Origin of the sequence: Psychrobacter sp. C 20.9, from assembly GCF_001921765.1 — a bacterium.
GTDB lineage: Bacteria > Pseudomonadota > Gammaproteobacteria > Pseudomonadales > Moraxellaceae > Psychrobacter > Psychrobacter piscatorii_B.
Map to the genome: position 1 here is coordinate 1 of NZ_MRYC01000025.1, position 11873 is coordinate 11873.

General features: G+C 44.4%; 8 protein-coding genes. 4 read left to right on the forward strand and 4 right to left on the reverse strand.

The genetic code is table 11. From position 1 onward, the window contains the following. Positions 1–199: 199 nt before the first annotated feature. Entirely contained in the window at positions 200–703 is a 504-nt protein-coding gene (locus BTW00_RS12950) for a chorismate lyase (RefSeq protein ID WP_075107742.1), read from the reverse strand. 76 nt (positions 704–779) lie between these two features. Then, positions 780–2123, reverse strand: coding sequence for a GNAT family N-acetyltransferase (locus BTW00_RS12955; RefSeq protein ID WP_075107743.1), 1344 nt, complete (start codon positions 2121–2123; stop codon positions 780–782). A gap of 620 nt (positions 2124–2743) precedes the next feature. Here BTW00_RS12955 and BTW00_RS12960 point away from each other — a divergent pair. After that, positions 2744–4963, forward strand: a complete 2220-nt coding sequence (locus tag BTW00_RS12960; protein ID WP_058024254.1) for an NADP-dependent isocitrate dehydrogenase — start codon at positions 2744–2746, stop codon at positions 4961–4963. A gap of 259 nt (positions 4964–5222) precedes the next feature. On the opposite strand, the gene icd is transcribed toward BTW00_RS12960, so the two are convergent. Then, the gene (icd, locus tag BTW00_RS12965; RefSeq protein WP_075107744.1) at positions 5223–6482 is read right to left on the reverse strand and encodes an NADP-dependent isocitrate dehydrogenase; all 1260 of its coding nucleotides are present in this window, start codon (positions 6480–6482) and stop codon (positions 5223–5225) included. Positions 6483–7099: 617 nt separating this feature from the next. On the opposite strand from icd, the gene BTW00_RS12975 reads away from it, so the two are divergent. Then, positions 7100–7714 (forward strand): pseudouridine synthase, encoded by a 615-nt coding sequence (locus BTW00_RS12975; protein ID WP_075107746.1) that lies wholly within the window; start codon positions 7100–7102, stop codon positions 7712–7714. A 273-nt stretch (positions 7715–7987) separates the two neighbouring features. Then, entirely contained in the window at positions 7988–8839 is an 852-nt protein-coding gene (locus BTW00_RS12980; protein ID WP_075107747.1) for a DUF305 domain-containing protein, read from the forward strand. Positions 8840–8948: 109 nt separating this feature from the next. On the opposite strand, the gene BTW00_RS12985 is transcribed toward BTW00_RS12980, so the two are convergent. Then, positions 8949–10973, reverse strand: coding sequence for a M61 family metallopeptidase (locus BTW00_RS12985; protein WP_075107748.1), 2025 nt, complete (start codon positions 10971–10973; stop codon positions 8949–8951). A 327-nt stretch (positions 10974–11300) separates the two neighbouring features. Between BTW00_RS12985 and BTW00_RS12990 the strand changes: the two genes are divergently transcribed. Continuing rightward, complete coding sequence (locus BTW00_RS12990; RefSeq protein ID WP_075107749.1) at positions 11301–11786, forward strand: peptidylprolyl isomerase; 486 nt, start codon at positions 11301–11303, stop codon at positions 11784–11786. The last annotated feature ends 87 nt before the right edge of the window (positions 11787–11873 follow it).

Genomic DNA, 11873 nt, shown 5'->3' on the forward strand with positions numbered 1-11873 from the left:
GGGCTGATGCTAAAATTGCCCCATACTGCGTTACAAATCTCGCTAAGGCATCTGCATTATCGTCGCTTTGTGCCTTGTCTGGAACAATTTTAGCGATCAGCAGTGCCTATTTGCGAATGTTCAACACGCCCTAAAGGTTTTACTCAATGCAAATTTTTGACCTTAGTCTTTTCTTTGTGTATATAAGAATAAAACGTTCTTAAGTATCACTGGACAAAAATGCCGGCAAAAAGGTTTCGCTGATAAGTAATGAACGGCCATACCAGTCATAGCGCGTTTGCCGTTGCCAGCCCTCGCTCGTCTGTCGCACAAATCGCTGATTTGGCACTGTGCGCCGACGTTTAAATAACACATAACCGATGGGCGTACCTTTTAGCTGCTGCAAGCGTCGCGCGTTACCTTTTAGGCTTGATAGCGGAAAGATGCTTTGCGCACCGACCCATGGCTGCTCGTCATTGCCGTATAGCTGTACTTCACGTATCCACGCCAGCAGTGGACGATTTAGCGCTGAGCCTTGCAGACCCAGTTGTTGCTTTTGTTGCAGCATCAATAGCCGATAACCCTCAAAGCTACGCTCCACTCGTAACGGCTGCCCTGCCTTCTCTTCTAGCATGGCTGTGAGCGAACCTTCAGCATTGAGCCACGATACGAGTTCAATAGGAGGCAGAGAGGTAGCAATACTAGCAATAGAGTTTGTGGACATAGTTAACGGCTAATCGTGAAATGTGTAAAGTAAATGCCTGCAGGCTATTATTAATGGTTGGCATTAATGGTGTATATCAATGAAGCGTATCAAAGGCTGGCATATTGTCCGCATTAAATGGTAGTGCCTCATGGGCTTGCTTGCGATATTGTGCCATATGCATCCGATCTCTGGCACAAAAATCGCCAATCGCAGGGACAAAACGCGGATCATAAATACGGTGAAGCGAGTGCGTGGTCGTTGGGATAAATCCACGAACCAGCTTATGCTCCCCTTGCGTGCCTGGATCAAAGCACGCTAGCCCTTGCTCGATGGCAAACTCAATGCCTTGGTAATAGCACAGCTCAAAATGCAAACTGTCATACTCACCAAGCGCACCCCAGTATCGACCGTACAAGGTTGCACTATTATCAACATCATTAGCATCGCCATCAATACTGTCGTTGTCGCTATTACTGACAGGTCTGTCATACAAGAACAAACTACTGGCGATAATCTCCCCACTAGCATCGAGTGCTTGCGCGAGCATAATATGTTCAGACATACTCGCTGCCAATGCCATAAAAAAGTCTATCGTCAGATAAGGCTGCTGTCCGCGTACCGCATAAGTCATCACGTAACAGTGATAAAAAGCCTTCCAGTCTGCATCGCTGATAGCATCGCCGATTTTTCGCTGGCAGATGATACCTTGCTCCGCCACTTTACGACGCTCCGCACGGATGGTTTTGCGCTTTTTAGCTTTTAGCGTCATCAAAAACGCATCAAAGTCTGCAAAGGGCTGACTGTCATTGAGCAGGTCTTTGTTTTGCCATAAGAACTGACAACCTTGGCGCTCGAATATCGGCATCTCAATCGGCGCGGACTCTACGCCGCGCTCTTGTGCTGCTAGCGCACGCTCTATATCAATTTCGGTCGGCATAGACGTGGTCGCAATAGAGGCTAGATTAGGCGTCACAAATAGCCCATGCCAGCTTGAGGCGCCGACTTGCTGAGCGATATCATCGACACCTGCGATGGCTGTTTTGATTATCTCTTCATTTAGCCTTTCCCCTTTTGCCAGCCAAAGCCGCTGACCCGTAATCGGCGTATACGGCACACTAGTGACCAATCTTGGATAATAGTCGAGACCATAGCGCGCATACGCCTCTGCCCATGAATGATCGAACACGAACTCACCGCGATGATGGCCTTTTACAAATACTGGCAGCACCGCGACTGGTTGTAGAGCGGCATCCTTAGTATCATCATTGACACGATGCACCAAAATAAATATCGGTAGCCACCCTGCCTGCTCGCCAATCGCGCCTGTCTCAGCAAGCGCCTGCCAAAAAGCAAATGACATAAAAGGCGTGTCTGGCGTTTGCCAATAGGTCTGGCTCTGCCAGCTAGTATCATTCATCAGCGCATACTCTAAACTCATACTCACCGTCACTCTTATAATCGCTATATATTTATCGATAACCAATCTGTTGATGACCTAGCCTAGCAAATTTTTGCGGTTTTGCTGTCACAATTTGCAAAGTTTTTTTGAGACGCAATAAAAAACCACCAATCGTGACATTGGTGGTTTTTAGGATTATCCTTATGTCCTCTCAAGAATAATATAAAGGTCAATAAAACACCGTCATATTATTGAAAAGATGATATCGCAACAAATGACTGTTAGAATAAGGTTACTACCAGCTTAGTATAATTTGAAACCCTAAGATATGAGCGAAAACAGTATACTTAGTTCATGGTATGTGATTGACATCCTCTCGAATGTATAGTGGGTTTATTATAATATACCGTCAGCGACTTGCTGTCTGGCAGTTTTACGGGGCAGTCAACGTGCCATCTGAGAACGCCCTTGTAGTGAACATCAGTAAAAGAAAATGTTTTATCAAACTTGAATATCTCTAACTTAAATATTGCTAAGCAGCTACATACGACGTACTTGTTCGAACGATATCATTGAGCATTGCATAGTATCATTAACCCATATTCAACATTATATTCGAGCTTTATTATTAACGACAACTAAAGGAAGATTCAAATAAAATGTCAAAAATTATTTATACAAAAACTGACGAAGCCCCTGCGCTTGCGACACTATCTTTTTTACCTATTGTAGAAGCGTTCACTAAGACCGCAGGTGTCGAAGTTGAAACTAGTGACATCTCTGTTGCGGCACGTATATTGGCTGAATTCCCTGAATACTTGACCGAAGAGCAACGTGTTCCTGACAACCTAGCTGAGCTTGGTCGCCTGACTCAAGACCCCAATACCAACATCATCAAACTGCCAAATATCAGTGCCTCTGTACAGCAGCTCAAAGCAGCCATCAAAGAGCTGCAAGGTAAAGGCTATGCCATCCCTGACTTTCCAGATGATCCACAAACGGATGAAGAAAAAGAGCTACGTAAGCGCTATGGTAAGAGCTTAGGCAGTGCCGTAAACCCTGTACTACGTGAAGGTAACTCAGACCGCCGCGCACCAAAAGCCGTCAAAAACTATGCACGCAAGCATCCACATTCAATGGGTGAATGGAAGCAATGGTCAAGCACACATGTATCGCACATGCATGGCGGTGACTTCTATGATGGCGAGCAATCTATGACCCTAGATAAGGCGCGCACGGTTCGCATGGAGCTATTGCTAGACGACGGCACCAAAAAAGTATTGAAACCTAAAATCGACCTACTAGACAAAGAAGTTATCGATTTGATGGTCATGAGCAAAAAAGCCTTGCTTGAATTCTATGAGCGTGAAATGGAAGATTGCCGCGAAGCGGGTATCTTGTTCTCACTACACGTCAAAGCCACCATGATGAAAGTCTCACACCCCATCGTGTTTGGTCATGCGGTCCGCATTTACTACAAAGATGCGTTTGAAAAACATGGCGAACTCTTTGATGAGCTTGGCATCAACGTCAACAACGGTATGGCAGATTTATACGATAAGATTGCTACTTTGCCAACCTCAACGCGTGAAGAAATTGAGCGCGACCTACATGCTTGTCAGGAGCATCGTCCACGTCTGGCCATGGTTGATTCGGCCAAAGGTATCACCAACTTCCATTCACCAAGTGATGTGATCGTGGATGCCTCTATGCCAGCGATGATTCGTTCAGGCGGTAAAATGTGGGGCGCTGATGGCAAAATGTATGACTGTAAAGCCGTCATGCCAGAGTCTACCTTTGCTCGTATTTATCAAGAAATGATTAACTTCTGCAAATGGCATGGCAACTTTGACCCAACGACCATGGGTACCGTACCAAACGTCGGCCTAATGGCACAAAAAGCAGAAGAATACGGCTCGCATGACAAGACCTTTGAATCTAGCGATGCTGGTATTGCGCGTATCGTTGACGTGGAGACCGATGAAGTCTTGCTCGAAAAACGCGTTGAAAAAGGCGATATCTGGCGCATGTGTCAGGTTAAAGATGAGCCTATCCAAGATTGGGTCAAGCTTGCTGTACGCCGTGCCCGTGAATCAAATACGCCTGTTATCTTCTGGCTCGACCCATACCGTCCACATGAGAACGAGCTCATCAAAAAAGTTAAAATGTATCTAAAAGATCATGATACTGACGGTTTACACATCGAAATCATGTCTCAGGTTCGCGCCATGCGTTATACCCTAGAGCGTGTCGCACGTGGCCTCGATACGATCTCTGCGACTGGTAACATCTTACGTGATTACTTAACTGACTTATTCCCAATCCTAGAGCTTGGTACCAGTGCTAAGATGCTATCGGTTGTGCCACTCATGAAAGGCGGCGGTTTGTTTGAGACGGGTGCTGGCGGTTCTGCACCAAAGCATGTTGAGCAGCTCACCGAAGAAAACCATCTACGTTGGGATTCACTTGGTGAGTTCTTGGCCTTGAACGTCTCTTTGGAGCATTTGGCCAGCAACGACAACAATGCTAAAGCTCAAGTATTAGCCGATACGCTCGATACCGCGACAGAAAAACTGCTGCTGAATGACAAATCACCATCACGTAAAACTGGTGAGCTTGATAACCGTGGTAGTCACTTCTATCTAGCGCTATATTGGGCTGAAGAGCTGGCGGCGCAGGATCAAGATAGCGAACTAAAAGCACAGTTCACGCCATTGGCGCAAAAGCTGGCAGAAAACGAAGACGCGATTGTCAAAGAACTTAACGACGCTCAAGGTAAGCCAGTCGATATCAAAGGCTACTACTATGCTGATGAGGAGCTTGCGAAAAAAGCCATGCGTCCAAGCGCTTTGTTTAACGAAGCCTTGGCATCGCTATAAGTAATAAGCAATTGATCTTGAAACATTAATCCTAATCGCTCTGGTTTGTATACACAGATCGATTAGGTAAGTTTAAGTATTAGCAAACAAAACACCTCAGCCGTCTTAGAACGTTGAGGTGTTTTTTTGTGCCTATCTCAAAATGATAATAAACAACTTGCCTATGTCTATCCATTTCAAACACATAAAAAAACCACCTACATCAGTAAGTGGCCTTGAATAAATATAATAAAGTTTAACGCTCTAGGCATTAATGCGATTACGCATCCATGTGCTTGATGATGGCTTTGCCAAACTCAGAAGTACTGAGCAAGATAGCATCTGGCATCAAACGCTCAAAGTCATAAGTGACTGTCTTATTGGCGATCGCGCCTTGGATACCACTAATGACGAGATCCGCCGCCTCACACCAACCCATATCACGCAGCATCATTTCCGCAGACAATATCAATGAGCCTGGATTTACTTTATTCTGACCAGCATACTTAGGCGCAGTACCGTGCGTCGCTTCATAAACAGCGATTGCGCCGCCTTTGTTGGCACCTGGGGCAATACCGATACCGCCTACTTCCGCCGCTAGCGCGTCAGAGATATAGTCACCGTTCAGGTTGAGTGTTGCCACTACGGAGTAATCTGCCGGACGCATCAGAATCTGCTGCAAGAATGCATCAGCGATCACATCTTTGATGATGATGTCATTACCCGTTTTGGGATTTTTCATCGTCATCCATGGACCACCATCTAATGGCTCAGCATCAAAACGCTCCGCTGCCAGCTCATACCCCCAATCTTTAAACGCGCCTTCCGTAAATTTCATAATATTGCCTTTATGCACGAGGGTCACGTTTGGCAAGTCATTATCGATAGCATGCTGAATGGCTTTACGTACTAGGCGCTGCGAGCCTTCTTTTGAGACAGGCTTGATACCGATGCCGCAGTCTTCAGGAAAGCGAATGCTGGTCACACCCATCTCTTCTCTTAAGAAATTGATGACTTTTTTGGCATCATCACTGCCTGCCTTCCACTCGATACCTGTATAGATATCTTCTGTATTTTCACGAAAGATCACCATATTGGTCAGCTCAGGATGCTGTACTGGGCTTGGCACGCCTTTAAACCAGCGTACTGGGCGCTGACAGACATACAGATCAAGATGTTGACGTACAGCCACATTCAACGAACTAAAGCCACCACCCACCGGCGTGGTCAACGGTCCCTTGATACTGATGACGTAGTCTTTTAAAATCTCTAATGTCTCACTTGGTAAATATTCACCGTCATATATTTTGGCCGCTTTTTCGCCCAAGTAAGCTTCCATCCAGATAATTGATTTTTTACCGTGGTAGGCTTTATCGACCGCTGCATTGACCACCTTTATCATGACAGGTGTGATATCCACCCCAATACCGTCACCTTCAATGAACGGAATAATCGGATGATTGGGCACATTTAGCGACAAATCAGCATTCACGGTTACTTTTTCGCCGTCTCTTGGTACGATGACCTTATCATATGACATGGATAAAACTCCTTAGTGGTAAGTTATACATCGCAAGCGAACTGAACACGTTATTATGCTAGCTTTTCTATTATAATGGTCGCGCTCTAGACGCTTATTAGCTAAACAAAGTCTGATGTGTGAGACACTTACGGCATTGGATTGAACGATACTAAAAAATAGCTTCAAATTAAAAACGTACGAATTGATGCAAATATAAACTAAAACTGTGTATAGAAACTGCTCATTATTAAATTTAGTGTTATTGACTAATTAATAAGAAATATCACATATACAATTTATAAATTATTAATAAAATACAGCATCTATAACTTTATAATATTTGAAGGGTTATAATACATTATCTTGTTGATAGCAATAGAACAAAGGGCTGGACAATCATTTTATCTTGTAGTTGATAGATTTATTACTATCAAAAATATAAATACCCCTATAAAAATATGGATTTAGAGTAGCAGTAAATTTGCGTGGTTGCTGTCCTACTTTTGTAGCAAAATACATCGCACAGCGTATATCAAACACGATATCTCTGTTCTTATTTTTTAGTACTGACTTTGCTTGATTAAACATACGCAAAGACTGCTAATCACTCATTTACCTTCAGGAAATATCACTTTATGCCGACTTCTAGTCTCATCTTGTTCAATAAGCCTTATGGAGTGCAAAGTCAGTTCAGAGACGATAGCAACAATGACCACGCCACCCTATCGCAGCACTTTACTGATAAGTCTTTGCGAGTTGCTGGTAGGCTTGATGCAACGTCCGAAGGGTTACTTATTCTGACCGATGATGGCCGAGTCAATAAAGCGATTACCCATCCGCCAAAAGCCAATGCTGGACGTAAGCAAGGTAAGACTTATTTGGTACAGGTTGAGGGCATTCCTACTACTGAGCAACTCAATCAGCTCAAACGTGGCGTGACGCTCAAAGATGGCAAAACTCTGCCTGCTGAGGTTAAACACGTCAGTGAAGATGAGCTACCGATGGCGCTCTGGCAACGTTATCCGCCGATACGTGAGCGTAAAAACGTGCCGGACTCATGGTTGATGCTGACAATTTATGAAGGTAAAAACCGTCAAGTCAGACGAATGACAGCGCACGTTGGGTTGCCCTGTCTGCGTTTGATACGTTGGTCGGTGGCAGGGTTTGAATTGGGTGACATAGCAGTTGGCGAGTTTGTGCGTATTCATTTAACTAGTGAGCACTATCAGCAATTAGGTATTAGGTATTAGGTATTAGGTATTAGGTATTAGGTATTAGGTATTAGGTATTAGGTATTAGGTATTAGGTATTAGGTATTAGGTATTAGGTATTAGGTATTAGTTTGCCACGTCTAAACGCTTAGCTACCGACATATATTTTCATTTAAAGCAAATATATTACGTCTTGTTAAACATAGCGTCTCGAATGGGTAAGGTTTATCTGTTAAGATTCAGCACGTCATTCGTTATGTAAAATAGACCTCATTTATTTATCATTTGGTCTTCTTATAGTAGGGATATATCATGATTGCTTCTCATCGTTTTGTTCTGTTGGCCACCAGCATGTCTGCTGCACTGCTATTAAGTGCATGTCAGCCAGCAGCAGATAATCAATCAGCGACTGTAGAAGAAGCCTCCCCGCCAATGACCGACATGACTCATGCTGAGCATGAGAATATGAGCCACGATACATCGGTAGATAGCGAAAACGTCACAGATGACACTCAGATGACGGATATGCTCAAAGACTACACAAAGTCCATGACCAGTATGCATGATGAGATGATGATCGGTATGGGTTATAACGATCCTGATACCGCGTTTGCCAAAGGCATGCTTGGGCATCATCGCGGCGCGATAGATATGGCAAAAATTCAGCTAAAGTACGGTACAGATGATGCCATGCGCCAGCTTGCTCAAGATATCATCACGGCGCAGCAAGCTGAGATTGATATCCTAAACAAATGGCTTGCCAGCCATCCTGACGCAGCCAAACCTAAGCCCAATACCGCTGCTATGCAACAGGCCTACGCTAAGGGCATGGAAAGCATGCATGGTGAGATGACATTGGGTATTGCTGATCCTATGCCGGATATGGCATTTGCACGTGGCATGCTACCACACCATATTGGCGCCGTAGATATGGCAAAAATCGAGCTCGAATACGGTACTGATGAAGAAATGCGTCAATTGGCACAGCATATCATCGATACTCAGCAAGTAGAGATTGAGCTCATGCAAAACTGGATTGCCGCGCTTAAAGCGACGAGCGATGTTGAAAACGATAATGCTGAGGTTGACGAGCCTAACGGCGACACTACTGCAAACGAGAAGCCTGCCAGCGAGGACCCTGATAATAAAACCAAGGAAGAGTAGCTAGCCATTCAGCATACCAAAAAACCTTTCAGCTATTACTTGAACCCCCTAATAACCATATTTGCTTATTAGGGGGTTTTGCTTTGCTTACTTATATCTCTCGATGTCACTATGCTGACTGACGCTTCATCACATCTAGCCATGGCTCCCAAGCGGATTCTGCTTGCTTAGGATCGCTATGATCTGCTAACGTTGGATCACCTTTTACTAAGCGCAGACTGACCTTATGAGGAAATTCTTTTTCAGGCATATCACTGTCATTCCCGTCAGCTTGTGGCAGTGCATCAGGTTGCACTTGCACACACATCAGCTCATCGCGGCGAAACAGATGACACTCAACGGGATGCTCTGCATTACTCAGCGATGCTAGCTGCTTACTATCCGCCTTGATGCCATCAATCGCGATAATAACGTCATGGGCTGAGATACCTGCTTTGGCGGCAACACTACCTCGGTTCACCCGATTGATTTTGAGTCCAGCAGGTGTCTCATTACAGCGCATACCCCAAGGAACATGCTTATCCGCGGTCTCTTTGGTATTGACCTGCATTTTGATACCATTTGCGAGCAGCAGCGCCTCAATTGGCAATTCCTCTACGCCGTTGACGTAACGGCGTTCAAAATCCTCCCATTCCGCTATCGGCATAAACTGCCCAATCACGTCGCCCATATCCGCGCTATTGATGCCGATACGCTTGCTGTCATTTTGCTTTGCTTGGGTATAGAACGCTTTGACCACATCGAATAGACGATAGCGATTATTGGTATTTTTTAGCAATATCAAATCCAAACACAGCGCCACCAATGCACCTTTATTGTAGTAACTGATACCTGCATTACCCGTATTTTCATCCGTTCGGTACAATTTAATCCAAGCATCAAAGCTTGACTCGGCGACACTTTGGTTATCGCGTCCAGGCGTTTGATAATAGCGATTGATTTGTTCCGCTAATAACCTGAGATAGTTTGACTTATCGATCACGCCAGATGCTTGCAGCATAAAATCATCGATATAAGACGTAAATCCTTCAAATACCCAAAGCATCGGCGTGAACGCTTCACGGCGTAGATCAACATCAACCATGACATCAGGACGCACGGTTTTGACCCACCACGAGTGAAAATACTCATGGCTGCATAAGCCCAAAAACCTTTGATAATCAGTGCTTGGTATTTTTGGCTCATCAGCATTTGGTAAGTCACGGCGCGGGGTAATCAGACTAGTAGAATTGATGTGCTCAAGTCCACCATAGTCCTGACCACTGGCAAACGTCATAAAGGTGTAATCACTAAATGGCGCATCTCCCAACCAATCTAGATAGGTCTGGCAAATCTGAGTGACGTCTTGCTGTAGTCTACCCATGTTGGCGCTATGCTTGCCAGACAGATAAAAACTATGATGAAGCGTCTGATGCTGACTGTCATGAATAATAAAATCAAATTTATTCTGTGCTGCAATTTCAAAAGGATAATCAATCAGCTCGTGATAACTATCAGCCTGTAATTGATAACAGTGCTGTCCATCGGTGCCTTGATCGGTACCTTGCCCCTCAACGCGCAAATGCGTGGACGCCAAACCACATGCCAAGATTACATTGCTCTCTTCTTTATCTACCAAAAACGACTTTGGAACCATCAAGCTGACTTGTACAGGAATCTGCTCTTGCCCATCGACCGCGAGTGCAAGTGAGGTAAAATTACCATATAGACGCTGCTGATCGACATAGGCGGTACGTACCGATAGGTCGTAACAGTAGACTTCGTATTCGACGACTACCCTTTGTCCTGCTGTGATAGTTGGGAGTTGCCACGTATGTTTATCTACCTTTTGTGCACGATAAGTTTCAGAAAACTCGTCACCTTCTTTTATTTGGCTGTCTGTTACTCGATAATGCACAGCGGTGATGTTGCGAGCAAACTCGCGCATCAGATAACTGCCCGGTATCCATGCCGGTAGCCAAAGCTGAGGCGCATCATCTGTTGCCATAAAAGACAGTGACACATCCACCAAATGCTCAGAAAAACGGGCAAAATCGAATTGGTAGCTGATATTAGCTATATCGTTAGTATTATCGTGGTTCACTGGGTCGCCGTTTGATGACGGATTAGTCGCCGTATTTACAGATAACGTCATAACATTTCTCTTCCTTATTTTATTATTATAGTAGGAGCCCTTCCCAAAAAACGCAACTCCCAAACCCTGAGTGGCCAGTAGTTATCGATTAACTATAGAAAATAGCAGTTATTATTGTAAATTGTGGCATTAATTGGCATTTTTTATGTTTTTTGCCTTGAAACTTACATACGCCATCTCAATTAAAGATGCTAACTGCTAAAGTTACTTTAATAAACTGATGATAATTGACTAATACTGTGGCTATTTGGTTGGCTTGCTGATTGGCTTTTTTAGGTTTATTGCAACCGTACTTAATTTTTTATATAGATATATTTAGGATATTTTATGACTATTATCGCAAAAGATACTGCCGTCAAATTCAATTACACATTAAAAGACGACGAAGGCAATATCCTTGACCAGTCTCCAGAAGGTCAGCCACTTGCTTATCTACACGGTCACAGCAACATCATCCCAGGCCTAGAATCACAATTAGAAGGCAAATCTGCTGGCGAAAAAGTCAACGCAGTGGTTGAGCCTGCTGATGGCTATGGCGAGTATCAAGAACAAGCGGTACAGCGCGTACCACGCGAAAACTTCCAAGGCGTTGATGATATTCAGCCTGGTATGCAGTTCCAGTCAGAAGCTGGTGGCCAAGTGATGCTAGTGACAGTCACTGACGTAAACGACCAAGAAGTAACTGTTGATGCCAACCATCCATTGGCTGGTAAGCGTTTGACGTTTGACGTTGAAATTCAAGAAGTACGTGCAGCAACTGAAGACGAACTAAACCACGGCCATATACATGGCGCAGGTGGCGTTGAGCACTAATCTCTTCTAGAGTATTGTGAGACAGTTAGAGAATAGGTTATATTTGAGCTTATCCTCTCATCAAAAAGGCCAGTAGCACTGTCTACT

Excerpts from the sequence above, each read along its gene's own strand:
- BTW00_RS12950 (WP_075107742.1), bottom strand. The coding sequence starts at position 703 with ATGTCCACAAACTCTATTGCTAGTATTGCTACCTCTCTGCCTCCTATT.
- BTW00_RS12955 (WP_075107743.1), bottom strand. The coding sequence starts at position 2,123 with ATGAGTTTAGAGTATGCGCTGATGAATGATACTAGCTGGCAGAGCCAG.
- BTW00_RS12960 (WP_058024254.1), top strand. The coding sequence starts at position 2,744 with ATGTCAAAAATTATTTATACAAAAACTGACGAAGCCCCTGCGCTTGCG.
- icd (WP_075107744.1), bottom strand. The coding sequence starts at position 6,482 with ATGTCATATGATAAGGTCATCGTACCAAGAGACGGCGAAAAAGTAACC.
- BTW00_RS12975 (WP_075107746.1), top strand. The coding sequence starts at position 7,100 with ATGCCGACTTCTAGTCTCATCTTGTTCAATAAGCCTTATGGAGTGCAA.
- BTW00_RS12980 (WP_075107747.1), top strand. The coding sequence starts at position 7,988 with ATGATTGCTTCTCATCGTTTTGTTCTGTTGGCCACCAGCATGTCTGCT.
- BTW00_RS12985 (WP_075107748.1), bottom strand. The coding sequence starts at position 10,973 with ATGACGTTATCTGTAAATACGGCGACTAATCCGTCATCAAACGGCGAC.
- BTW00_RS12990 (WP_075107749.1), top strand. The coding sequence starts at position 11,301 with ATGACTATTATCGCAAAAGATACTGCCGTCAAATTCAATTACACATTA.